Here is a 23,096-nt window from a genome sequence, read left to right as displayed (position 1 = left end):
GGTCTTGTTATGGTCGCGCCACGCCGAACTGCACCGGGCGCAGCGCACGCTTGCGGCTTTCTTCGCATACCGACAGCGCCACCGCCAGTATCTTTCTCGTGTCGCGCGGGTCGATCACGCCGTCGTCGAGCAGGCGTGCCGAGATGTGTGCCGCGCTGGTCTGCTTCTCGAAGGTGTCGATTACCATCATGCGCATGGCGTCGATCGAGTTCTTGTCCACTTCCAGGCCCTTGCGGCGCATGCTGCCTTCCATCACGATCGCCATCGTGTTGGCCGCCTGTTCAGGACCCATGACGGCGGTCCTCGCGTTCGGCCAGGTGAAGCAAAAGTCGGGGAAGAAGCCGCGCCCGCACATGCCGAAGTTGCCGGCGCCGAAGGAGGCGCCGCAGTGCACGGTAATGCGCGGCACGCTGGCGTTGGACATGGCCTGGATCATCTTCGAGCCATGCTTGATCATGCCGGCCTGTTCGGACGCCTTGCCGACGATGAAGCCGGTGGTGTTCTGCAGGTAGAGCAGCGGCGTGCCGGACTGGCAGCAAGCCTGGATGAAGTGGGTGACCTTGTTGGCGCCGGCCGGGTCGAGCGGCCCGTTGTTGCTGATGATCCCGACGCGCATGCCGCAGATGGCCGCATGGCCGGTCAGCGTCGCCGGCCCGTAATCCGGCTTGAATTCGAGGAAGTCGGAATCGTCGACGATGCGCGCGATCACTTCGCGCATGTCGAGCGGCTTCTTGTGGTCGGTCGAGGCAATGCCGAGCAATTCCTCGGCGTCGTAGCGCGGCGGTTGGTAGTCCGGCATGCGTGGCGCCAGATCGCGGTTCCAGTCGAGCGCCGCCATCAGCTCGCGCGCGATGCGCAGGGCATCGGCATCGTCTTCCGCCAGGTATTCGGCCAGGCCCGAGGTGGTCGCGTGCATGTCGGCACCACCGAGCTCTTCCTCGGTCGCCACTTCGCCGGTCGCCGCCATCAGCAGGGGCGGGCCGGCCAGGAAGGCCTTTCCCTGCTCGCGCACCATGACCACGTAATCGGACAGGCCCGGCATGTAGGCGCCGCCGGCGGTGCTCGGGCCGTGCACCACGGTCAGCACCGGAAGGCCGGCCGCCGACAGGCGCGCCAGCCAGTAAAAGCCGCTGCCGCCCAGCACGAAGGTTTCAACCTTGTAGTTGAGCAGGTTGGCGCCGGCGCTTTCGACCAGGTGGATGAAGGGCAGCTTCTGGCTCAGCGCGATCTGCTGCGCGCGCTGGAATTTTTCCACGCCCATCGGCTGCACCGCGCCGGCCTCGATGCCGGCATCGTCCACCGCGATCATGGCGCGCACGCCGCTCACATACCCGATGCCGATCACCACGCCGCCACCGGGGATCGATTTGGCGGGATCGCTCTTGTCGAGGCAGAAGCCGGCCAGCGTCGACAGCTCCAGGAATGGCGCGCCGGGATCGAGCAGGCGGCCGAGGCGGTCGCGCGGCAGCAGCTTGCCCTTCTTTTCGAAGCGTTCGCGCGACGCCGCCGACTTGTCGCGCGTGCGGCGTTCCAGCGTGCGCAACTGTTCCACCTGTTCCAGCAGGGCGGCGCGGTTCTTTTGGAAAGTCTCGCTGTGCGGGACGATACGGGAGGCGATGGCGGGCATTATTGCGGCTCCCGCTCATCAAACACCCTGGGCTGGCGCGCCAGGTGAAAGCCGCCGAAGGCGGGCGTCGACCGCTCGGACTCCAGCGGAAAGCCGACCCGCACTTGGGGGCGGCCGCCGTCCACGCGCAGCACGGTGCCGGTGACGAAGGAGGCCGCCTCGGACAGCAGGAAGACGATGGCTGACGAGATTTCCGATTCCGTTGCCATGCGTTGCAGCGGTACCTGCTTGCCGGCCTGGAGGATGATCTCGCGCATTTCCGGCGGATAGGCATCCAGCCCGGACGAGGCGACATAGCCGGGCGCGACCGCATTGACCCGCACGCCGTAGCGCGCCCATTCGAAAGCGGCGGTTTCGGTGAAATTGACCATGCCGGCGCGCGCCGCCCCCGAGTGGCCCATGCCGGGCATGCCGCCCCACATGTCGGCGACGATGTTGACGATCGCGCCGCCGCTTTTCTGCATCGCCTGGTTCAGGCATTCGCGCGCCATCAGGAAGCCGCCGGTCAGGTTGGTCTGCACCACCGCTTCCCAGCCCTTGCGCGAAATATCCTTCAGCAGCGCGGGGAACTGGCCGCCGGCGTTGTTGACCAGCGCATCGATCCTGCCGTGTTCGGATACGATCCGGGCAATCAGCGCCTGCACCGCCTCTTCGTCGCGGATATTGCAGGGATAGGCATGCGCGGCGCCACCGCTTTCGGCGATCTCGGCCGCGACTGCGGCGAGCTTTTCCGGCGTGCGCCCGACCAGCGCGACCGTGGCGCCGAGGGAAGCCAGCTCGTGCGCGGTGCAGCGGCCGATGCCGCTGCCGCCGCCGGTGACGATTGCGACCTTGCCGTCAAACAGGCCAGGGCGGAAAATCGAGGAATACATCTGTCATCTCCTTCTGCAGGTCGTCAAGCCCAGCCGAGCTGGCGCGCGGCCAGCTCGTTGAGCACATCCTCGGCGCCGCCGCCGATCATGTTCACCTTCACCTCGCGGTAGATGCGCTCGGATTTCGTGCCGCGCATGAAACCCATGCCACCGAGGATCTGCACCGCCTGGTCGGCGCAGAACTGCATCGTCTGCGCGGCGAAGTTCTTCAGCATGCAGATTTGTGCGACAGGCGCCTCGCCGCATTCGATACGCTGCGTCATGTCCTCGATCAGGGCGCGCGTGGCTTCGATCTTCGTGGCCATTTCCACCAGCTTGTGCCGCACCACCTGGTGTCCGACCAGGCGCTTGCCGAAGGTAGTGCGCTCGCGCGCCCAATCCGAGGCCTCATCCAGGCAGACGCGCGCGAACCCGAAGGCTTGCCAGGCAAGGGAAAGCCGTTCGCGGTTGAAGTTCAACATCAGCAGCGGAAAGGCGCCGTTTTCCTGGCCCAGCAAGTTAGAGGCCGGCACCCGGCAATTGTCGAAGTGCAGCTGCGCGGTGTCGGAACACCACCAGCCCATTTTTTTCAGAGCCGTGCGGGTCAGGCCCGGCGTATCGCCCTCGACCAGCAGGGCCGACACGCCGGCAGCGCCCGGTCCGCCGGTGCGCGCCGCGACGGTGAGGTAATCGGCGCGCATGCCGGAAGTGATGAAGGTCTTGCTGCCGTTGAGGATGTAGTGGTCGCCGTCGCGCTCGGCACGCAGCGCGAGGTTCGCCACGTCGGAGCCGCCGCCGGGCTCGGTCACGGCCAGCGCGCTGATCTTCTTGCCGGACAAGATCTGCGGCAGCACACGCTCCTTCAGCGCGGGCGAGCCGCCGGCGACGATCGGGGGCGCGCCGATGGTATGGCTGAACAGCGATGCCAAGAGGCCGCCGCAGGCGGTACGCGTGAGTTCATCGACTACCGCCATCGCATGAAACAGCGTGCCCGGCGTGCCGCCGTATTGTTCCGGAAATCCGAGGCCGAGCAGGCCCAGCTCGGCGGCGCGGCCATACAATGCGCGCGGAAATTCCCCGGCTTCTTCCCATGCCTCGACATGCGGCAGCAACTCCCGGTCGACGAAGCGGCGTACCGCCTCGCGCAGCGTCCGGTGCTCTTCATTGAAATGCCGCGACGGCGGCAAGGCTTGATACATGCGTGCTCCCCTGTTGATTGCCGGTTTATTGGCCGGTCCAGTTCGGCTGGCGCTTTTCGATGAACGCGGACAGCCCCTCGCGGAAATCGTCGGTCAGCGCCGCCAGGCCGATCTGGCTTTCGGTAAAGGCGACCGATGCCTCGAACGGCAGCGCCTCGATCTGCTTCATCGTGTACAGCGCGCGGCGGATCGCCGACGGCGACTTGTCCAGCAGGCGATCCAGCAGCCAGTCGAGCTTGGCGTCGAGTTCGCCGTCGGCCACGTGGTTCACCAGCCCGCAGGCCAGCGCCTGCTGGGCATCGATGGTCGCGCCGGTAATGCACATTTCCGTCAGCACGCGGCGCGGCAACTGGTGCTGCAGCACCGACAGCACCTGCGCCGGAAATACGCCTACCTTCACTTCCGGCAGCCCGAACACGGCATCGCGGCTGGCCACGGCCATGTCGCACATCGCCAGCAATCCCATGCCGCCGGCCAGGCAGGCGCCGTTGACGCGGGCGATGATCGGGGTGGTGCTGCGGCGCGCGGTGCGCAGCAGGTCGGCCAGCCACTGATAGGGCTGCGCGTAGTCGAAGCGGAAGGAGGGCTCCTGCAGGTCGGCGCCGGAACAGAACGCGCGTTCGCCGGCGCCGGTAAGCACGATGGCGCGCAGCTGCCTGTCGCGCCCGGCCTCCTCCAGCGCCTGCCGGATGCCGGACAGCACGGCGGCATTGATCGCATTGCGCCGCTCCGGGCGGTTAATGGTCAGCCACAGCACGCGCCCGCGTACTTCCACCAACAAGTCGTCGCTCATCCTGCCCTCCCTCCGATGTCGTTTCGATTGAGTGCTTCCGATGCTTCAGTGATGCAAAACGCCCCTGCGGCAGCTGGACGATGGATTTATAATAAATCAATCGATTGATTGAATAAAGGCGTGTTGTGAAAAATTTCCGACACAATCGACGACTCGTGATTTTCGTCAATCCCTTTCGCTGCCGGCTATTTCCGGCGCCGCCACTGCCGCGTGGGCCCGCGCCCCGGTATTGAGGGAAAACAATCATTGCAACGAATCCGCTCCCCGGTTAGTATTCAAGCAAGCGATTGAATTATTATTGATGCAAATATTGACCCAGATTGGGCGCCGTGCCCTGTGTCTTCTGAAAGGAGCGACATGAATCAGAAAGCGATCATCACCTGCGCGCTGACCGGCGTGCTGACCGACCCCGCCCAGCATCCGGTGCCGGTCACGCCGGAGCAGATGGCGCGCGAAGCGAAGGCCGCGTTCGACGCCGGCGCCACCGTCATGCATGTGCATTTCCGCAGCCAGCAGCCGGGCATGGGGCGCCTGCCTTCGTGGGAGCCGCAGGTCGCCAGCGAGATCGCGCAGGCCATCCGCGAAGCCTGCCCGGGCGTGATCTTCAACCAGTCCACCGGCGTGGTCGGGCCGGACATCGAGGGGCCGCTGGCTTGCATGCGCGCCATCCGTCCCGAAATTGCCGCCTGCAACGCCGGCTCGCTGAACTACCTGAAGGCGACCTCGGCCGGCACCTGGGCCTGGCCGCCGATGCTGTTCGATAATCCGGTGAAGAAGGTCGATGCCTTCCTGGCGGCGATGCGCGACACCGGCACCTTGCCCGAATTCGAGTGCTTTGACCTGGGCATCGTGCGCTGCGTCGACATGTACGTCAAAACCGGCATGTACCCGGGGCCGGCGCACTACAACTTCGTCATGGGCGTGGAATCCGGCATGCCGGCCGATCCGGCGCTGCTGCCGATCCTGACCGGCCTGATTCCGGCCGGCTGCGCCTGGCAGGTGACGGCCATCGGGCGCGCCAATATCTGGCCGCTGCACCAGCGCGCCGCCGACCTCGGCGGGCATTTGCGCACCGGGCTGGAGGACACGTTCTATTTGCCCGACGGCGGCAAGGCAAGCTCGAACGCGCAACTGGTCGAAGCGCTGGCGCAATGCGCGCGCAACACCGGGCGGGAAGTCGCGAACGTGGAGGAGGCGCGCCACATGCTGGGCCTCGCCCCGGCCGAGGCGGCACTCGCATAGGCGAGGAAAACCATTCGCGCTTTACAATATGCGGACCTGACACTTCCTTTCGCCATGAGAGCGCAAAGAACAATGACCAGCACGAAGACGACGCCTGCCCGCGCCAAGGCGCCCGGAGCAGGCACGGCGGCGAAGGCCGCGCGCGGCCGCCGCGTACAGCCTTCCACCAGCGAAGACGACAGCCGCCGCAACGATCTGATCACGAAATCGGCCAAGCTGTTCCGCGAAAAAGGCTACGAAAAAACCACCGTGCGCGACATCGCCGCGGCCGCCGGCATGCAGGCCGGCAGCTGGTTCTATCACTTCAAGACCAAGCACGACATCCTGGTGGCGGTGATGGAGCAGGGCATGACGCGCTCGCTGCAGGATATCGAGGCGATCGCGGCCCAGGGGCTGCCGCCGCGCGAGGCGTTCCGCCAGCTGGTGACGACGCACCTGAAGACGCTGCTCGGCCCCAACAATCATTTCATCCCTGTGCTGCTGTACGAATCCCGCTCGCTGGACAAGTCCGCCTACGGGAAGATCACCGCGCTCATGGGCCGCTACGAGGCGATCTGGGACGAGGCGATCGATGCGCTGCACCGTTCCGGCGACTGGAGCATGCCGACCGGGCTCGACCGCCTGCTGCTGTTCGGCGCGCTGAACTGGAGCGCGCAGTGGTACCGGCCGGGCGCGGGCATCTCGATCGAGGAACTGGCCGAGCAGGCGATCACGTTCATCCTGCGCACCGCGCCGAAAAAGCGCGGCAAATAACTGCCCCGGCGCGACCGGGAAGGCGCTTCGTCGCAGGAGTCAGACGTGCAGCAGCTGCGCTGCTTGCCCGATCGGCATCGGGCGGCCGAGTAAGTGCCCCTGCGCCTTGGCGACCCCGAGCTGCAGCAGCGCTTCCAGTTCCTTTTCGGTTTCCACTCCTTCGGCAATCAGGGACGCGGCGGTATCCTCGGCAAAGCGCACGAATGCCGCGATCAGGGCCCGGCGCGCCGGATCGGTATCGATGTTCTTGGTCAGGCTGCAATCGAGCTTGATGCGGTCTGGCGCCAGGGCCAGAATATGGCGAAAGCTCGCATAGCCCGCGCCCGCGTCATCCACGGCCAGTTGCAAACCGCGCGCCCGGATCGGGCGCAGCACGTCGGCGATTTCCTGGTAGCGGTCGACGGCGGCGTGTTCGGTGATCTCCAGCGTGACGCGCTCAAGCGGCATGTCCCGGAAAATGCCATCGAATGCCGGACTCAGGATGGTGTCCGGGGAAATGTTGACCGATATATAGACTTCCGGCGCCAGCTCTTGCAAGCCACGCAGTCCGAGCCCGATGGTCCTGGCTTCGAGCGGAATGCCGAGCCCGACGGCATGAGCTTCGTTGAAAAAGACATCCGGCGGGCTGCCATGCTCGCCGGCGAAGCGGGACAGTGCCTCGAAGCCAACTACCCTGCGCTCGGCCAGCGCGTAAATCGGCTGGTAGACCATCGATACGCCGTCCTGCGCCAATGCCGTGCGGATGCGTTCCTCCATCTCGTGCCGTTTCCGCTTTTCCTGGCGCTCCCGGTCGATTTGCCTGGCAGCCATGTCGGCGCATATCCGCATCATGGCCAGATCGCGCTCGTTGAGCGAATTGTCCGGCGTATGGCTGTAGCAGCAAAAGGTTCCGTACACCGTGCCGTCGGCCAGCCGTATCGGCGCCGCGAGATAGGATTGGATATTGAGTTCCCGGGTTACCGACAGTGATTTTGCTTCGGGAAAATCGTTAACATCGGGAATCAGATCGGGCAAGCGGCCATCCACGATGCGCTGGCAATACGATTCTTCCAGCGTGCACCCTTCGCCGTTACGTACCGTACAGTCGCGCTCGTCGGTATCCACATAACGGAACTCGCGCCGCCCGCGCACGAATTCCGCCAGAAACGCGACATCCATGCCGAGGTGCTGTCGAAGCAGATGAATGATCTCGGGCAAGGGAGTACCGTTGGCAGCCTCGGGCGCGGCAAGCGGTTGCACGAGCATGAGATTGGGTAAGGTCATGGCTAGTCTGACGTAAGCCCATGAATGCGGGGGACGCTAGCGTCGCCGGGTCAATCCAGATTGACCATGCCGCAAACTTGGCAGTTCCTGTTTAGGGTAGACATATCGGTCGTTGCAAGGCGGGCGCGATCGGTTGCGCCTGCCCCGTTACAGCTTTGCCGCATCCTTCGGCAACCAGCCCAGCACCGGCGCATGCAAGCTCTGGATATACAGCCGCTGCTCGGTTTCGGTCACCCCCGTGGTTTCCGGATAGCTGCCGCTCGGATCTTGCAGATCGGCGACAATCTCGCCGGCTTCATTGAACGCGATCACATGGCCGTAGGCGGGCGGGACCGGCCACAGCGCCTGCGGCAGCCGCAACGCCACCTTGCGCATGAATGGCTTTCCTGCCAGATCGTCGGCGGCGGTGCCGCGCGGCTTGGCAAAGCCGGCCCAGATGCGGCCGTTCATGCCGCGCATCAGGTTGTCCGGGTAGCCGGGCAGGTTGGCAAGCAGGATGCGCGCCCGCGTGTCGCCGCCGGCCTGATTGATCTTTTTCGCGCTCAGCTGGCGTGCATCGGCGGCAATCTTCCAAATGCGGTATTCCCCCGTTTCTGCCACAAACAGCGATTGACCGTCGCCGGACAGGGCAATGCCGTTAGCGAACGACAAGTCGTTCATCACCACCTCGGTCTTGCCGCTGGCCGGGTCGTAGACCAGCACGCGGCCGGTCGACGAATGCTCGATGATGTCGAGCACGCTGGCATGGAAGGTGCCGCCCCATTGCGCCGGGCCGAAGCGGCGCGACGCATCGGTGAAATAGATCTTGCCATCTCCGGCCACCACCACCGCATCGGCGTAGCGGATCGGATCGGCGGCGCCGCCCACGTCGACCTGGTCGGTCAGTACCGTGATGCGGTGCTGCGGGCCGGCATCGACGCCCAGCAAGCCGCGCATGGCGTCGGCCGCGATCAGGCGCCCGCGCGCGTCAAAATCGAAGCCGAGCACGCGCCCGCCGGTGTTGGTCCAGACTTCGCGCGCAGAGCCGTCGGCATTCATGCGCAAGATCTTGCCGCCGGCGACCGCCGCATACAGCTTGCCGTCCGGGCCAATCGCCACATGCTCGGGGCCGGTTTCTTCGCCGATCGAGATTTTCTGCATGCCGGCCAGCCCTTGGTTGACGCCGTACGGGCCAACATAGCCGGCGTCCTTCGGTGCGCTCCAGGCGACCGGCTCGATCGGCACCGGCGCCAGCCCGAGATAGGCCAGCAGCGTGAGGACGAGGAAAAACAGGGCGGCGAGCGTTTTGCGCAGCATGACGTCTCCTTTTTATATTCTGAGTTATCAAATTTGCATTTCTATTGGTCAGTGTAGGCAAGTAATGCAAAATTGGCAACTTTGAACTGTGGCGCACCTGCCGGCATCCTGGTGGCACTTAGCCGCGCGCGGCGGGTCAGAGAGGAAAAGAGAGGCAGCCGCGGCGCGAATGTCCGCGGCTGCCTCTGGTTCTGCGGATCATGCAATGGAGAATGAAGATGGGACAGTCAGTGGCGCGCGCTTATGATCGCTTCACGGATGCGCAACGTGCGCGCGATGCGCTTCTCGGGGCAGGCTTTGCCCCCGACTGCGTGCACCTCGATTCCACCATGGACGAAGCGGGCCCGGTCGAGGGCAATGCGGTGATCGATACCAAGGACAGGGGAACGGGCCCGGGCAGCACGCCCGGCCCCTTCATCATGAGCCGCGAAGAGCGCACCGATGCCTACAATAATTCCGACCCGGTTTGGCGCGGCACGTTCGTCCTGACGGTCGATGCGGACGACGAGCGCCAGCGCACTCTGGCATCGGACGTCATGGAACGCTGCGCCGCTCCGCCGCGGCCTACTGCCTGATCAGCCTGCGCTCGTCCACCTCGACGGCGAGGACTTCATAGCTTCCTTCGCGGTAGCCGCGTCCTTGGGCAACCCGGTGCGCCTCGTCCATGCTCAGGAAATGCCCGGCCTGATCTTCTTTGTCGGTCAGGGAAACATCGTCGGCGAACGGATACAGGTATCCATCCCCGGTCTTCACGATATACGCATGCATGATCTTCCTCGTAGGCCGCCGTTCGCCAGTGGCGTGCCGGAATGACAGGACAGCAACGTTGTCCTTTCGACTGCGCGTGCCGGCGCAAGTTCGGGCAGGCGGCTATTGAACGCCGACATTTCATCCCGACATAACAGGTAACGCTGCCGCGCCGGATGGCAGTCTTTTCTCTTTTAAACAAGAAACATCAATGCGATTGCGCACCTTCACCGTTGTCGGCCTGCTGGCCCTGTTGCACATCTATATCGGTGCGCGCCTGTTGCCGGCCATGCCGGTCGCCATCGCATTCAAAGCCGCTGGTGCCGCCGCGTTGGCCGCTTCGGTGCTGCTGATCCCCGCCGGCCTGCTGTCGCATGCGATCCGGCGCCAGCCGCTGGCCGACCGCGTGGCCTGGGCCGGGCTGCTCGCGCTCGGCGTGTTTTCGTCGCTGCTGGTGCTGACGCTGCTGCGCGACCTGATGCTGCTGGGCGCCGTCATCGTCGGCGGCTATGGCGATGTACTGGCGGCCCGTTCCGCGCTGGCGGTGCCCTTGCTGGCCGCCGCCGTGACCCTGCTCGGCTTCATCAATGCCAGGCGCGTGGCGCGCGTGGTCGATGTCGAGGTGCCGATCGACGGCCTGCCGCAGCAGTTGCATGGCTTTACCATCGCCCAGATCAGCGACATCCACGTCGGGCCGACCATCAAGCGCGGCTACCTGGACAGGATCGTCGACCGGGTCAATGGCCTGGAAGCCGACCTCGTGGCCGTCACCGGCGATCTGGTCGACGGCAGCGTGCACCAGCTCGCGCCGCACACCGCGCCGCTGGCACGCCTGAAAGCCAGGCACGGCGCGTATTTCGTGACCGGCAATCATGAGTACTATTCCAACGCGCACGACTGGATCGCCGAAGTGAGCCGCCTCGGCCTGCGGGTGCTGATGAACGAGCACGTCGTGCTCAGCCACGAGGGTACCTCGTTGCTGGTGGCGGGCGTGACCGACTATACCGCACATCATTTCGACCCGTCGCACAAGAGCGACCCGCACGCGGCGCTGGCCGGCGCGCCGCAGGTGGCGGTGAAGGTGCTGCTGGCGCACCAGCCGCGCAGCGCGCCGGCCGCCGCCGACGCCGGCTTCGACCTGCAGCTGTCCGGTCACACGCACGGCGGCCAGTTCTTGCCGTGGAATTTCTTCGTGCCGATGCAGCAGCCCTACATCGCCGGCCTGAACCGCCTGCGCCAGCTGTGGGTGTACACCAGCCGTGGCACCGGTTACTGGGGGCCACCGAAACGCTTCGGCGCGCCCTCGGAAATCACGCGGGTCAGACTGGTGAGTGCGTGATCTAACGCACCATCGTATTGCCTGAAAACAGGTTCTTCAGTTCGTGCGGCTGCGAGCGCCAGTACTGCGGCGGCGCATCCACCTGCGCGCCCAGTTGCGCGGCCGCATGCCACGGCCAGCGCGGGTCGTACAGCATGCCGCGTGCCAGTGCCACCATGTCGGCCTGTCCCGAGGCAATGATCTCTTCCGCCTGCCGCGCCTCGGTGATGAGCCCGACCGCGATCGTCGGCATGCCGGCTTCGGCCTTGATCTTCGCGGCGAACGGCACCTGGTAGCCGGGGCCGAGCGCGATCTTCTGCAATGGCGACAGGCCGCCGCTGGAGACGTCGATGAAGGCGCAGCCGCGCCGCTTCAGCTCCTGCGCGAAGGCCACGGTCTGCTCGATGTCCCAGCCGCCGTCGACCCAGTCGGTGGCCGACACGCGCACGCCGACCGGCTTGCCTGCGCCGAAGGCGGCGCGCACCGCGTCGAACACTTCCAGCGGAAAGCGCAGCCGGTTCGGCAGCGATCCGCCGTATTCGTCTTCGCGCCGGTTCGATAGCGGCGACAGGAACTGGTGCAGCAGGTAGCCGTGCGCCGCGTGCACTTCGATGGCGTCGATGCCGAGCCGGTCGGCGCGCCTGGCCGCATCCGCGAAGGCATCGCGGATGCGCCGCAGGCCGGCCGCGTTCAGCGCCAGCGGCGCCTCGTCGTGCGCGGCGTACGGCAGCGCGGAGGGTGCGACCGGCTGCCAGCCGCGCGGCTGCGACGATGGAATCGACTGGCCGCCTTCCCACGGCACCCGGGTCGACGCCTTGCGGCCGGCGTGCGCGAGCTGGATCGCGATCGGCATGTCCGAATGGCGGCGCGCTGCGTCCAGCGCCTCGCCCAGCGCGCGTTCGGTCGCCTCCGACCACAGGCCCAGGTCGTCCGGCGAGATGCGTCCTTCCGGCTCCACTGCGGTCGCTTCGATGAACAGGATGCCCGCGCCCGACAGCGCAAGATGCCCGAGATGAATCGTGTGCCACGCGGTGGCCGCGCCTTCGCGCGCCGAATACTGGCACATCGGCGCGATCGCGATGCGGTTCTTCAGCCACAGCGGGCCCAGGGAAATCGGCGAGAAAAGTTTGCTCATCAGAATATTTCCTTTACGGTTGGAACTGGCGAAGCGGCCGGAATATGTCGTATGCTTCGCCTTTTCCGCCAACGACGACAGCCGACATGTCCGACCAAAACAAGTCCAATTTAAGCATTGTTGCGTCTTATCTGCTGGCCGCCGCCGCGCTCGTGGTCGTGCTGCGCCACGGCTTGCTGGCATCGCTGTTTTCCGGGCTGCTGGTGTATTCGCTGGTGCACCTGCCCACGCCGCTATTGGGCAAGAACATCAGCGACCAGCGCGCGCGCATGATCGCGGTCGCCCTGCTGGCGGCGATCATCGTCCTCTTGCTGTCGCTGGCGATCTGGGGCGCGGTGTCGTTTTTCCAGAGCGATACCGGCAGCGTGCAGGTGCTGATGCAAAAGCTGGCCGACATCGTCGAGGCGTCGCGTCCGCAGATGCCGGCGTGGCTCAAGGAGCATATCCCGGAAAGTGCGGAAGCGATCCGCGAAATGATTTCCACCTGGCTGCGCGCGCACGCCGCGCACGCGCAGACCATCGGCCAGGAGGCGGGGCGAACCATTGCGCATCTGCTGATGGGCATGGCTATCGGCGCCATGGCAGCCCTGTACGACACCACCTCCACGCCCGACCGCAAGCCGCTGGCCGCCGCGCTGCATGCGCGCGTGGTCAACCTCAACGACGCCTTCAGGCGCATCGTGTTTGCGCAGATCCGCATCGCCGGCATCAACGCGGCGCTGACCGCGGTCTATCTCGCGATATTGCTGCCGCTGGCCGGCATCCACCTGCCGCTGACCAAGAGCATGATCGCGGTCACCTTCTTCGCCGGCCTATTGCCGGTGATCGGCAACCTCATCTCCAACAGCGTGATCGTGATCGTCAGCCTGTCGCATTCGCTGGCCATCGGGGTGACGTCGCTGCTGTTTTTGGTCGTCATCCACAAGCTGGAATACTTCCTGAACGCAAAGATCATCGGCTCCCACATCAACGCGCGCGCCTGGGAGCTGCTCGCCGCGATGCTGACCATGGAAGCGATGTTCGGCCTGCCCGGACTGGTCGCCGCGCCGGTGTTCTACGCATACATCAAGAAGGAGCTGAGCGACCGGGAGCTGGTGTGACGGATTGCATTGTTCCTGTTTTTTCGAAGTGATCCTTCCGTAATCTTCGCTTTTTCAAATTTCCTCGCGCCCCTATGATGGCGTTGTTGCGAAAGACGCAAGCGGCGGCTTTCGCATGACACGAATTATTCTGGAGGAAGCATGAAAAAGCTGTTTATCGGTTTGATGATCGCGGTCAGCTCGCTGTCGATGGTGGTCACGGAAGCGCAGGCCAAGCGCATGGGCGGCGGCGGTTCGTTCGGGCGCCAGTCGCAAAGCGTCAGCCGCCAGTCGGCTGCGCCGGTGCAGAGCCAGTCCGCCGTCGCTCCCAAGCCCGCGGCCCCGGCCGGCGCCCAGCCGGGCGTACCGCCCAAGCCGTCCAGCCCCTGGAAGAGCATGCTCGGCGGCGCACTGCTCGGCCTTGGCTTGGGCGCCCTGCTGTCGCACTTCGGCCTGGGCGGCGCGCTCGGCGGCATGCTGGGCAGCGTGCTGATGATCGCCCTGCTGGCGATGGCGGGCCTGTTCATCTACCGCATGCTGCGCCGTAAGAACGGCGATGCCGGCGCGTTGCGCTCCGCCTATGCCGGTTCGCCGGCGGCCGGCTATACGCCTGAAATCGGCTCGCGCATCGAACCGATGCAGCGCACCGCAGCTTACGCCGACGAGCAAGTGACCGGCGCCGGCGCCGCGCCCTGGGGCGTGCCCGCGGACTTCGATACGGCGGCCTTCCTGCGCCAGTCGAAGACCTATTTCATCCGCCTGCAGGCAGTATGGGACAAGGCCGACATCAATGACCTGCGCGAATTCACCTCGCCGGAACTGTTCGCCGAGCTGCGGCTGCAACTGCAGGAGCGCGGCGCATCGGCGAACCATACCGACGTGGTCACGCTCGACGCCGAACTGCTGGGTATCGAAACGACCGGCAACGAGTATCTGGCCAGCGTGAAGTTCAGCGGCCTGATCAAGGAATCCGAGCAGGCGCCGGCGGAAGCGTTCGCCGAGGTGTGGAACCTGTCGAAGCCGGTGTCCGGCCAGGGCGGCTGGGTGCTGGCGGGGATTCAGCAGCTGTCCTGATCAACGTTTGCGGCTCTTTGACCGTGCGCGGGAAACCGCGCACGGTTTTTTTTATGCGGCGCATCTATTTCAGCGCCCCGGAAGGGCCGCCGCAGGAACGCATGAACGGATTGACGTTGACCGTCTGGTGTCGTCAGACGACGGCCGGAGATTGGAGCATGCAGTGATGTGCTGCTGATCAGACAGTGAACTTATCATGTGGTGAATATTTCTTTATTGCACACACTACTGGTGGTAATGTGGTGTTCGTGACATCCGCCGGAACATGGTCTGCCGGATTTCCATCCAAGCCGTAGTTCATTTGTGGCAGGATGCCGTACCGACTGTTGTCGACCTCATATGGGGCAACAGAAAAGTATGTTTTATAAAAAAATACCCACAGATTCATCGCTTCCGCTCCGGCTGCGTACCTTGTTTCAATCCCTGTCGCTCAAGACCAAGTTGAGCGTGCTCACTATTTGCCTGTTCGCGGCATTCATCTGGCTGCTCGTCTATCTTTCGGTGACGGTGCTGAAAACCCAGTTTGAGCAGGTGCTGTTCGATCAACAGTTTTCCGCGACCCGGCGCATTGCCGCCGACCTCGATGGCAAGCTCAACGAGCGTATCGAGAGCTTGATACGCGTCGCGGACAAACTGCCTGCAGACCAGAGCGAACAGGTGCTGGATACCTATCTGAAGCAGTTTGACGCCTTGCATGTCATGTTTCCCGCCGGGATTACCGTTATCGGGCTGGATGGCAAGGCCATCGCCGACTATCCAGTAGCGCCGGGTCGGCGCGGCATGTATTTTGGCGACCGTGACTATTTCCTCAAAACGGTTTCCACGCGCCGCCCGTATATCGACAAGCCGCTCATGGGGCGGGCATTGAAGCGCCCGGTGCTCGCGATCGCCGTGCCCGTGTTCGACGGCGCGGGCGCCGTGCGAGCTGTGGTGTCGGGTATCACTGATCTGACCGCGCCTAATTTTCTCGGCGTGATCGCTCAGCCATCGATGGCCGGCAAGGGAAATGTATTCGTCATTGCGCCGCGCGACAATTTGATCGTCGCCGCCAGCGAGCCTGGACGTGCGCTGGCCGCGCCCGCACCTCGCGGGGGCAACCCGATGTATGACCGCTTCGTCGACGGCTTCGAGGGCTCCGGGGTGGGCACCAATTCGCGTGACATCTCGAAGCTCTTTTCCGGGAAGCGCGTGCCGACGTCGGACTGGATCGTGATGCTGTCGCTGCCGACCGAGATCGCGTACGGACCGCTCAAGGCCATGCAGCACTATGTATACGTCGCCGCCGCGGTCATGACCCTGCTCGCCTTCCTGCTGATCCGGCGCATCGCGCGCGGTGTCCTGGCGCCGCTGGACGCCGCCGGCGCGGCGATGCGTGCCATGACCGGGGGGCAAGCGCCGCTGCTTCCTTTGCCGGTGGCGCACGACGATGAAGTCGGCCAGTTGATCGGCAACTTCAACCTGCTGGTGGAAGATCGCCATCGGCACGAAGAGGCGTTGAGCGCGAGCGAGCGCCGCCTGCGCACGCTGATCGAAAGCGCGCCCGATGCGATTTTCCTGCAGAGCCAGGGACGCTTCACCTATGTCAACAGCGCCGCAATGCGCCTGTTCGGTGCGCAAGACAAGGCGCAATTGGTGGGAAAGAGCGTTGTCGACAGAGTGCATCCCGAGTACCGGCATGCCGGCGAAGACATGCCGCTGGAATTGAACGGCGCGCCTGCCGGCGCCCACTCGCGGGAGGCACGCTACCTGCGCTTCGACAACAGCGCTGTGGATGTGGAATTCTCGGCTGTGCCGTTCCGGCTGGACGACGAGGACGGCGCGCTCGTGTTCGCGCGCGATATTTCGGAGCGCAAGCGCGCCGAGCAAACGCAGGAAAAACTCAATCGTGCGCTGCGCCTGCTCAGCGAATGCAACATGACGCTGGTGCACGCCCAACGCGAGCAAAGCCTGCTCGATGAAATCTGCCGCCTGGTCGTCGCCAGGGGCGGCTACCGCATGGCGTGGGTCGGCTATGCCGAGGACGATCCGGACAAAACCGTGCGGCCGATGAGCCGGTTCGGATTCGATGACGGCTATATCGACAGCGTGCATATATCCTGGGCGGAGAACGAGAACGGCAATGGCGTCACCGGTAAGGCCATTCGCAGCGGCAAAACCCAGATCAACCAGAATTTCCTCGGCAATCCCGCCATGGCGCAGTGGCGGGAAGCCGCGCTCCAGCGGGGCTACCAGGCAAGCATCGCGCTGCCGCTGATCGCCGAGCAGCGGACCTTCGGCACGCTGGCCATCTATTCCGCCGACCCCGATTCGTTCGCGGAAGACGAGGTGCGCCTGCTGGAAGAGCTTGCTACCGACCTTGCCTTCGGCATCTCGATGCTGCGCATGCGCGTCCAGCGCGCGGCCGCCGAAGAAAAGCTGGCCTTCCTGTCGCACCACGATCCGCTGACCCACCTGCCGAACCGCGTGCTGTTGCGCGACCGCTTCGACCGCGCCGTCGTCGGCGCCACCCGCGCCCGCGCTGGGGTGGCCATGCTGTTCCTCGACCTGGACAACTTCAAGCGCGTCAACGACAGCCTTGGGCACGACGTCGGCGACCAGCTGCTGCTGCGCATGGTCGACCGGCTGCGGACCTGTATCGGCGACAACGACACCATCAGCCGCCACGGTGGCGACGAATTCGTCATCCTGCTGGCCGACGTGACCGATCCCGCGGCCGTGGGCCGCACTGCGCAGACCATACTCGAGGTTGCCGCCGAGCCGTTCGAGATCGGCGAACACGTCATCACCACGTCCTTCAGCATCGGCATCAGCCTCTATCCGAGCGACGGCGGCGATTTCGACACCCTGCTCAAGCATGCCGATGTCGCGCTTTATCATTCCAAGGACAGCGGGCGCGACACTTACCACTTCTTCGCCAATACCATGAACGTCGATGCGTTGGCGCGCATGCAATTGCACAGCAACCTGCGCAAGGCGGTGAAGAACGGGGAATTCCTGCTTCACTACCAGCCGCAGATCGACATTGCCAGCGGGCGCATCGCCGGTGCCGAAGCGCTGGTGCGCTGGCAGCGGCCCGACGAAGGGCTGGTGGCGCCGGGAAGATTCATCCCGCTGGCGGAAGAAACCGGCCTGATCGTGCAGATCGGCGAATGGGTGCTCAACGAGGCATGCCGGCAGGCGAAAGCATGGATGGATGGCGGCATGCCGTCGCTGGTCATGGCCGTCAACCTCTCCGCCCAGCAATTCAAGCGCGGCGACATCGTCAGCACCGTCGCCCGCGCGCTTGAGCAGTCCGGACTGCCCGCAGGTTTTCTGGAACTGGAACTGACCGAATCCATCCTGCTGCAGGACACCGGCGAAGTGATGGAAACGCTGCACAGCTTGAAGAAACTCGGCGTGCACCTCTCGATTGACGATTTCGGTACCGGCTACTCCAGCCTGTCCTACCTCAAGCGGCTGGCTGTCGACAAGCTCAAGATCGACCAATCCTTCGTGCGCGACCTGGCCGAAGATGCCGACGACGCCGCCATCGTCAAGGCCGTCATCCAGCTCGGGCATGCGCTGCAGCTGTCCGTCATCGCGGAAGGGGTGGAGACCGAAGACCAGTTGGCGTTCTTGCAGAAGTATGGGTGCGATCAGGCGCAGGGGTACCTGATTGCACGGGCGCTGCCGGCGGGGGAGTTCGTGGGGTTTGCGGGGCGGAACGGTTAAGCGGCAGACTCTGTCTATGTGCTTTTAGCAAAATCGTGTTCCTGCGTCGATCTGCAAATGCTGCATATTACAGAGTTAAATAGCTCCAAGGTCTCTTAGGGGAACCCATCCTATAGTTGATTGCCTGCCGTTTTCATATTCGATTTTTGCCCAACTTCCTCGAATCTCCAAGACACCCACGCAATCAGCATATACAACATAAGATTTTGTCTTAGAAGTGACGTTGGCTTCCTTATGAAAATAAGTCTTCTTTGCAGTAACCACCATGGCTGCCTGCCACGGCTTGGCTCGTGAGAGTTCCAGCAGAACGCCTTGCAAAAATTCAAGAGGAGTTGTTTGTGCGCACCCCGGTTGCTGTTCATCCAACCGAATGAAAACATGGCTTCGGCCTTGTAACTTTTCAAATCGTATTTCGCCACGAGATTTTTCCTTATCTCCCGGGAAGCCGACGTTAATCGTAGGTTCTTTAATGTTTCCGGAAATTGCAAAGATACAGCTAAAAGATGGCCCGATCGGAGGAACACGTTCTTCGTGAAATGCGCCCGTGATTTTTCCTGTTATCGGATCAACTCCAATTAATAAATTTCTATAAGTCCCAGATTCAGCATGGCTAGAAATGCTGTGAGCTAGCAAGAATAGGAAAAACGCAAATCGTAATAACATTATTGCGCTCCAGATTGGTGGTTCGATATTTGTAAGGTGTTATACGCTTTTGCCATTTTCCTGTCGTAGCCTGCCTGTTTTTTCCCGTTATATCCGATTGCAAATGCAAGCCAATCTTTTTCTCGTACAGCCTTTAACAGCCTACTATCGGCTTTAATAAAATTCAAAAAAGCGTTTATTTGTTCCTTCTCTGATGTGGACATTGCTTTTGCAAATGACTCAATATCTCTGAATCCAGCGGCAGCATGATTAAATCCCATGACCTGAAACATGCCCCATGAGCATGACTTCAATGCTGCTTCTCGGTCTAATTGCATCGCCTTTATGAGTCTTTGATAGTTGGGGCGCTGGTTCAGCGGATAATAATCCGCCTCTGCCAAATGGCCTGTTTTCTCAGCTTTTTCGTATTCTGCTTTGCGTTCAGGGATGACCTCGCCTTTTTTGTCTCTTATGCGTAGATATGGTTTATCGCTAGAAATATCGGGATACCTACCGCTGTATCGGTGATGGGATTTTTCATGAAATACATGGCGCTCAAACAGAATTATCGGACGTTTTGTGATGCGGTCGAAGCCAGCTCCACTTGATTCTACTTTCGCTACGGCGTAAATAGCATTTACCTCACACCTCAATTCGCTTGCAACGCGCTGCCAATCGTCAACGGTTAAATTCTCGCCCGTATAATTTTTTGTGAAATCTAAGTTCGAAATATCCCCTTCCACGACAGTTAGCGGTTTTCCGTCGGTTGTATTTGTCTCCCTAGCTTGTGGGCCGAGCTCTTTCTTCTTAGGATTAAATGCCGCTGGGTTGTTCGAGCCATAAATTGGCTTCGCTGCTCTTTGGGGAGACGGAAGCTCTTCTTTCTTCTGTTTCGAATGAGACCGCAGCACACTATCAATTACAAGTAGCGGGCTTATCAAAGTACATAGCTTGTTACCGTAACCCGACATTACCACTGTTACTTTCTTAAACGTCCCATCAAATCGCTTGACCAAGATTCGTATCGGATCAGTGGGCCAGTCCGTCACGATTTTTTGACTCTTGCCATCGTGCGTGGTCGAGCCTTTGACGCTCTTGCCGCAGAACTCAAGGACGTATTCGAGTTTGTTGATCGGATTGCGGTCGGCATCGAGAAACAGGGTTTCGAAGCCACACACCGCTTCCCTGCGCAAAGCGATTTTTTGTCCGGTCTTCAATCGGTTGGGATCGGGAAGATTGTTCAACTTCATGAGATGTGCGACCGTCGTTCCGTGCTGCCTGGCGATCGTCGTGAGCGTCTCATGCTCCCGCACGATGTGAAAATTCCTCATGTCGATTGCTCCTCGGCGAACCGGTCGTCGTCATCGTCTTCGAAATATTCCTCCACTTGCCACTCCCCGGCTTCAATCGCCACCTTGATGGGCCCGGCCTGGTTCGCAAAAATCCTTTCCGTAAGGCCGTCATTGCTGGTGGTGCCGCTGGTAAGGAAGGTGCCGTCCTCCTTGACGACCCAGTAGGCTTTGCCGGCGCTGTTGAATCCTGGCTCCTCATTCATCGCCAAATGCGAAAAGTCGATTTGCTGGCTGAACAATGGTGCGTCCGGATCGATGATTAATTTACCTTTCGGCAGGGAGACGAGTTCGGCCGCCAAGCTCGCCGGTCCGCCCAATTCCTTCATCGACGCCTTGAACTGCACGCTGCCCGGCGCATGGATCTCGATATTGCCGCTGCCGATCTTCACATATGCGCCGCCGGCGGTCAGCAAGACATGTTCCTTCGCCGCCACCTCCACCTTCGCATGCGTGCTGGCGACGTTCACATCCTTGTCCGCTGCCGCCTTCAGTTCGCCGCTTTGCGCCTGCACGTCGACCTTGCCGTGCGCTGCATGCAGCTTGACGCCTTTGTCTCCATGTTCCTTGCGCTGCGTGTCGGCGTCGCCATGGGTGAACAGGCTGATGCCGTTCTTGACCGCGATGGAGAGGTTGCGGCCGACGGTCGCGCTGACGTCGACGCCGCCGCCGATGGTGACCGTGTCCGCGCAGGCATGAACGTCCTGCGGGGTAAGCACGGCGATGCCTGCCGGCGCGCTGGCGACAAGATCGGGGCGGCCGAAGGCAGGGGCGGCGCCCGCTCCGCCGCTTTCCATGGAGCCGGCGCCGTTGACGGTGCGAGCGAGCGATTCGATGGCGCGGGCGAGAGCGGCCTCGGGCCGTTCATGACTTTCCTTGTCGAGCGCCGCGCCGACGAAAGCATGTTGCTTTTGCGCGGTGTCTGCCAGGCTCCGGTGCAGTTCATGCGCTTGCTGTAATTGCGTCTGCGCTTCCCGGGCATCCATCTGCGGCGCTCCCGCGCCCGGCCGGGCATCGGCGGATATCAGCATCCCTTGTCCTGCGCGAAGCGCGCCGTAGGCATCCGTGCGCAATTCCACGCCATGGCCGTGGCTCTGCCTTCTTTCATTGTCCTGTTGGCGCTTGATGTGGCCGAGGTTCAGTTGGGTGCGGTGCCCGGTGGTGTGCAGCCGCACGCCGAGCTGGCCGGTGCTGTCGTCGAACACCAGGGCGTTGTAGCCGCCGTTGCCGTCCCGGCTGTGGCCGATTTCCTGCGTCTTGAAGCCGGATAGCACGGCATTGTGCGCGTGGGGGCCGCTCGCGCCTGCAAACCAGGCTGGGGCGTTGCCGACCGCCGGGCCGGCGCCTCGCGCGAGCTGGTTGCCTTGCCCGTCCGGTGCTCCCTTGCCGTTGTACAGGCTGCCGATGACGACCGGACGGTCGATATCGCCTTCGATGAAATCGACGACGACTTCCTGGCCGACGCGCGGAATGAAGCTGCCGCCCCAGTTGGCGCCGGCGGCTGGTTCCGCCACGCGCACCCAGATGGATGCGGCGTCGTCGCCGGGTGCGTTGTCGCTGCCCTGCGGATGGGGGCGCCGGCTCTGGCTTTGCGCGCCGCGCTGCCAGTGCATCTGGATCTTGATGCGATGGTCGCGCTCGGTGTGAATGTCCTGTCCCGGCACACCGACCACGATGGCGGTCTGGATGCCGGCGGCGGTGGGCTTCGGATGCAGCAGCGCGCCGTGCCCGTCATCGCCCAGCGGGCGCCACGGGATGTCGGCGCGCAGCGCGGTAAAGCGGTTGCTGTAGAGCGGCTCGTCCTGCTCGGGCGGAGCGCCGCGCATGCCGTTGGCGAACTGGCCAGCGGCCGGCGCGCGGGCGGCGGAGCCAAGGTTGTTGCGGGCGTGATGTTCGACGCGGACGACGGCGAAGGTCGCCGCGCCGTCGCCGGCTGCCGCGCGGGCGGCGTCGTGCACCGCATGGCCGGTCAGCACGAAGGTGGAGCCCGGCGCGAGCGTGCGCACGGTACTGGCGCCGCTGTAGGTCTTGTTGCGTGCTTCGAGCGCTTCCAGCCGCAGGCGGGCGTGGCGCTCCGCTTCGGCCAGGCTGCCGAAATGCCGCTCTCCCGGATGGTCGATGCTCGCCAGGCTGGGAACGTTGCCGTTGTCATGCGTGGTGCGCGATTCGGCGCCAATGACGCTTGCTTGCGTTTCGTTCCAGCTGGCGAGGACGATGGCATTGGTGGCGAGGCGGCGCTGCGCGTGCCAGGCGGTGATGCTGTCGCTTTTTTCGACGGCAGCGGCGCGGTGGTAGCGGATCGGGGTTTGCGCGTTCGGCGCGAAGGCGCCATTGCGGTCGGCGATCACCAGCGTGTGGCTGCCGAAGCTGGCGGCGGCAGCGGCCTGGTGTTCGAACCAGTAGAACAAGCCTTCTTCGGCCAGCAGCCGCTCGACGAAAGCGAGGTCGCTTTCCTCGTACTGGGTGCAGACGTCGCGTGGCAGGTAATGGGACGCGTCGGCGATCGCCAGCCGCCAGGATGGCACGAGCTTGCCCTGGCCGCGGTAGTCGCCGAAGATTTCCTGCACGATGTCGAGCACGCTCTTGCCCTGCCAGACATAACTGTCGCGCCGGTGGCGCAGCAACGCCAGCCAGGGCTCGACCCGGAGACGGTAGCGCGCCAGGCCGCCGTCCGCGCTCAGGCGCTCGAATACGGTGACGTGACCATGGATGGGACGCAGGTCGCTGCGGCTGTGTTGCGTGAGCAACTGCAGCAGCGCCGGCTGCCCGAGCGCTGCATTCAGGTCGATGCGGTCGTCGCTCGACAAGGCGACGATGTCGAAGCAAAAGCCTGCGCTCAAGCCTTCGTGGCCGTCGATGCGTTCTACCAGCAGCTTGTCGGGGCCGAGCGTGGTGGTCAGACGCAGCAGGCGGGTGTGTTGCGTGAGCGCCGACAACTGCGGGAAGAATTGCGAAGCCAAATGCGCGGCGGTCTCGCCGGCGGTATCTTGGGCGGCGTCAAACATGCACGTCCTCAG

18 protein-coding genes are annotated in these 23,096 nt (G+C 63.4%); 7 read left to right on the top strand and 11 right to left on the bottom strand.

What is annotated here, in order from left to right; translation table 11 throughout:
• Positions 1 to 7 precede the first annotated feature (7 nt).
• Genes FAY22_RS17150 through FAY22_RS17135 form a run of 4 tightly spaced genes read right to left on the bottom strand, consistent with a single transcriptional unit; the run spans position 8 to position 4,470 of the window.
• Entirely contained in the window at positions 8 to 1,627 is a 1,620-nt protein-coding gene (locus FAY22_RS17150) for an acyl-CoA carboxylase subunit beta (protein WP_146331411.1), read from the bottom strand.
• Entirely contained in the window at positions 1,627 to 2,499 is an 873-nt protein-coding gene (locus FAY22_RS17145) for an SDR family oxidoreductase (RefSeq protein ID WP_146331409.1), read from the bottom strand. The genes FAY22_RS17150 and FAY22_RS17145 overlap by 1 nt, the downstream gene beginning before the upstream one ends.
• A 23-nt stretch (positions 2,500 to 2,522) precedes the next feature.
• Positions 2,523 to 3,677, bottom strand: coding sequence for an acyl-CoA dehydrogenase family protein (locus FAY22_RS17140; protein WP_146331407.1), 1,155 nt, complete (start codon positions 3,675 to 3,677; stop codon positions 2,523 to 2,525).
• Positions 3,678 to 3,702: 25 nt separating this feature from the next.
• Positions 3,703 to 4,470 carry an enoyl-CoA hydratase/isomerase family protein gene (locus FAY22_RS17135; protein WP_146331405.1) on the bottom strand — a complete coding sequence of 256 codons (768 nt, stop codon included), beginning with the start codon at positions 4,468 to 4,470 and terminating at the stop codon, positions 3,703 to 3,705.
• 357 nt (positions 4,471 to 4,827) lie between these two features.
• On the opposite strand from FAY22_RS17135, the gene FAY22_RS17130 reads away from it, so the two are divergent.
• Positions 4,828 to 5,712, top strand: coding sequence for a 3-keto-5-aminohexanoate cleavage protein (locus tag FAY22_RS17130; protein WP_146331403.1), 885 nt, complete (start codon positions 4,828 to 4,830; stop codon positions 5,710 to 5,712).
• A 72-nt stretch (positions 5,713 to 5,784) separates the two neighbouring features.
• Positions 5,785 to 6,465, top strand: a complete 681-nt coding sequence (locus tag FAY22_RS17125; protein ID WP_146331401.1) for a TetR/AcrR family transcriptional regulator — start codon at positions 5,785 to 5,787, stop codon at positions 6,463 to 6,465.
• A gap of 39 nt (positions 6,466 to 6,504) precedes the next feature.
• Here the strand turns inward: FAY22_RS17125 and FAY22_RS17120 are convergent, their stop codons facing one another.
• Both FAY22_RS17120 and FAY22_RS17115 read right to left on the bottom strand, forming a co-directional pair.
• Complete coding sequence (locus tag FAY22_RS17120; RefSeq protein WP_210411844.1) at positions 6,505 to 7,728, bottom strand: EAL domain-containing protein; 1,224 nt, start codon at positions 7,726 to 7,728, stop codon at positions 6,505 to 6,507.
• Between the two features lie 147 nt (positions 7,729 to 7,875).
• Positions 7,876 to 9,024, bottom strand: coding sequence for an SMP-30/gluconolactonase/LRE family protein (locus tag FAY22_RS17115; protein WP_146331399.1), 1,149 nt, complete (start codon positions 9,022 to 9,024; stop codon positions 7,876 to 7,878).
• Positions 9,025 to 9,242: 218 nt separating this feature from the next.
• Between FAY22_RS17115 and FAY22_RS17110 the strand changes: the two genes are divergently transcribed.
• Positions 9,243 to 9,599, top strand: a complete 357-nt coding sequence (locus FAY22_RS17110) for a hypothetical protein (RefSeq protein WP_146331397.1) — start codon at positions 9,243 to 9,245, stop codon at positions 9,597 to 9,599.
• Here FAY22_RS17110 and FAY22_RS17105 read toward each other — a convergent pair.
• Complete coding sequence (locus FAY22_RS17105; RefSeq protein WP_146331395.1) at positions 9,589 to 9,792, bottom strand: hypothetical protein; 204 nt, start codon at positions 9,790 to 9,792, stop codon at positions 9,589 to 9,591. The two genes, FAY22_RS17110 and FAY22_RS17105, sit on opposite strands and share 11 nt — an antisense overlap.
• A gap of 190 nt (positions 9,793 to 9,982) precedes the next feature.
• On the opposite strand from FAY22_RS17105, the gene FAY22_RS17100 reads away from it, so the two are divergent.
• Positions 9,983 to 11,110, top strand: a complete 1,128-nt coding sequence (locus FAY22_RS17100) for a metallophosphoesterase (protein WP_146331393.1) — start codon at positions 9,983 to 9,985, stop codon at positions 11,108 to 11,110.
• A 1-nt stretch (position 11,111) separates the two neighbouring features.
• Here FAY22_RS17100 and FAY22_RS17095 read toward each other — a convergent pair whose 3' ends face one another.
• On the bottom strand, positions 11,112 to 12,224 hold the full coding sequence (locus tag FAY22_RS17095; protein ID WP_146331391.1) for an NADH:flavin oxidoreductase/NADH oxidase: 1,113 nt from the start codon (positions 12,222 to 12,224) through the stop codon (positions 11,112 to 11,114).
• A gap of 86 nt (positions 12,225 to 12,310) precedes the next feature.
• On the opposite strand from FAY22_RS17095, the gene FAY22_RS17090 reads away from it, so the two are divergent.
• The 3 genes from FAY22_RS17090 to FAY22_RS17080 all read left to right on the top strand — a co-directional run bounded on the left by FAY22_RS17090 (position 12,311) and on the right by FAY22_RS17080 (position 18,088).
• The gene (locus FAY22_RS17090; RefSeq protein ID WP_146331389.1) at positions 12,311 to 13,324 is read left to right on the top strand and encodes an AI-2E family transporter; all 1,014 of its coding nucleotides are present in this window, start codon (positions 12,311 to 12,313) and stop codon (positions 13,322 to 13,324) included.
• Positions 13,325 to 13,465: 141 nt separating this feature from the next.
• A complete protein-coding gene (locus tag FAY22_RS17085) occupies positions 13,466 to 14,377 on the top strand; it encodes a Tim44 domain-containing protein (RefSeq protein WP_146331387.1) in 912 nt (303 codons plus the stop codon).
• A 411-nt stretch (positions 14,378 to 14,788) separates the two neighbouring features.
• Positions 14,789 to 18,088 (top strand): EAL domain-containing protein, encoded by a 3,300-nt coding sequence (locus tag FAY22_RS17080; RefSeq protein ID WP_168204866.1) that lies wholly within the window; start codon positions 14,789 to 14,791, stop codon positions 18,086 to 18,088.
• 75 nt (positions 18,089 to 18,163) lie between these two features.
• On the opposite strand, the gene FAY22_RS17075 is transcribed toward FAY22_RS17080, so the two are convergent.
• Genes FAY22_RS17075 through FAY22_RS17065 form a run of 3 tightly spaced genes read right to left on the bottom strand, consistent with a single transcriptional unit; the run spans position 18,164 to position 23,084 of the window.
• A complete protein-coding gene (locus tag FAY22_RS17075; RefSeq protein ID WP_146331384.1) occupies positions 18,164 to 18,751 on the bottom strand; it encodes a hypothetical protein in 588 nt (195 codons plus the stop codon).
• On the bottom strand, positions 18,751 to 20,061 hold the full coding sequence (locus FAY22_RS17070; RefSeq protein ID WP_146331382.1) for an N-acetylmuramidase domain-containing protein: 1,311 nt from the start codon (positions 20,059 to 20,061) through the stop codon (positions 18,751 to 18,753). The genes FAY22_RS17075 and FAY22_RS17070 overlap by 1 nt, the downstream gene beginning before the upstream one ends.
• A complete protein-coding gene (locus FAY22_RS17065) occupies positions 20,058 to 23,084 on the bottom strand; it encodes a type VI secretion system Vgr family protein (protein ID WP_146331380.1) in 3,027 nt (1,008 codons plus the stop codon). Before FAY22_RS17065 ends, FAY22_RS17070 begins: the two co-directional genes overlap by 4 nt.
• Positions 23,085 to 23,096: the final 12 nt, after the last annotated feature.

Source organism: Noviherbaspirillum sp. UKPF54 (assembly GCF_007874125.1).
Taxonomy (GTDB): domain Bacteria; phylum Pseudomonadota; class Gammaproteobacteria; order Burkholderiales; family Burkholderiaceae_D; genus Noviherbaspirillum.
This window is presented reverse-complemented; position numbering and strand designations above follow the sequence as displayed.

Excerpts from the sequence above, each read along its gene's own strand:
- FAY22_RS17150 (WP_146331411.1), bottom strand. The coding sequence starts at position 1,627 with ATGCCCGCCATCGCCTCCCGTATCGTCCCGCACAGCGAGACTTTCCAA.
- FAY22_RS17145 (WP_146331409.1), bottom strand. The coding sequence starts at position 2,499 with ATGTATTCCTCGATTTTCCGCCCTGGCCTGTTTGACGGCAAGGTCGCA.
- FAY22_RS17140 (WP_146331407.1), bottom strand. The coding sequence starts at position 3,677 with ATGTATCAAGCCTTGCCGCCGTCGCGGCATTTCAATGAAGAGCACCGG.
- FAY22_RS17135 (WP_146331405.1), bottom strand. The coding sequence starts at position 4,470 with ATGAGCGACGACTTGTTGGTGGAAGTACGCGGGCGCGTGCTGTGGCTG.
- FAY22_RS17130 (WP_146331403.1), top strand. The coding sequence starts at position 4,828 with ATGAATCAGAAAGCGATCATCACCTGCGCGCTGACCGGCGTGCTGACC.
- FAY22_RS17125 (WP_146331401.1), top strand. The coding sequence starts at position 5,785 with ATGACCAGCACGAAGACGACGCCTGCCCGCGCCAAGGCGCCCGGAGCA.
- FAY22_RS17120 (WP_210411844.1), bottom strand. The coding sequence starts at position 7,728 with ATGACCTTACCCAATCTCATGCTCGTGCAACCGCTTGCCGCGCCCGAG.
- FAY22_RS17115 (WP_146331399.1), bottom strand. The coding sequence starts at position 9,024 with ATGCTGCGCAAAACGCTCGCCGCCCTGTTTTTCCTCGTCCTCACGCTG.
- FAY22_RS17110 (WP_146331397.1), top strand. The coding sequence starts at position 9,243 with ATGGGACAGTCAGTGGCGCGCGCTTATGATCGCTTCACGGATGCGCAA.
- FAY22_RS17105 (WP_146331395.1), bottom strand. The coding sequence starts at position 9,792 with ATGCATGCGTATATCGTGAAGACCGGGGATGGATACCTGTATCCGTTC.
- FAY22_RS17100 (WP_146331393.1), top strand. The coding sequence starts at position 9,983 with ATGCGATTGCGCACCTTCACCGTTGTCGGCCTGCTGGCCCTGTTGCAC.
- FAY22_RS17095 (WP_146331391.1), bottom strand. The coding sequence starts at position 12,224 with ATGAGCAAACTTTTCTCGCCGATTTCCCTGGGCCCGCTGTGGCTGAAG.
- FAY22_RS17090 (WP_146331389.1), top strand. The coding sequence starts at position 12,311 with ATGTCCGACCAAAACAAGTCCAATTTAAGCATTGTTGCGTCTTATCTG.
- FAY22_RS17085 (WP_146331387.1), top strand. The coding sequence starts at position 13,466 with ATGAAAAAGCTGTTTATCGGTTTGATGATCGCGGTCAGCTCGCTGTCG.
- FAY22_RS17075 (WP_146331384.1), bottom strand. The coding sequence starts at position 18,751 with ATGTTATTACGATTTGCGTTTTTCCTATTCTTGCTAGCTCACAGCATT.
- FAY22_RS17070 (WP_146331382.1), bottom strand. The coding sequence starts at position 20,061 with ATGAGGAATTTTCACATCGTGCGGGAGCATGAGACGCTCACGACGATC.
- FAY22_RS17065 (WP_146331380.1), bottom strand. The coding sequence starts at position 23,084 with ATGTTTGACGCCGCCCAAGATACCGCCGGCGAGACCGCCGCGCATTTG.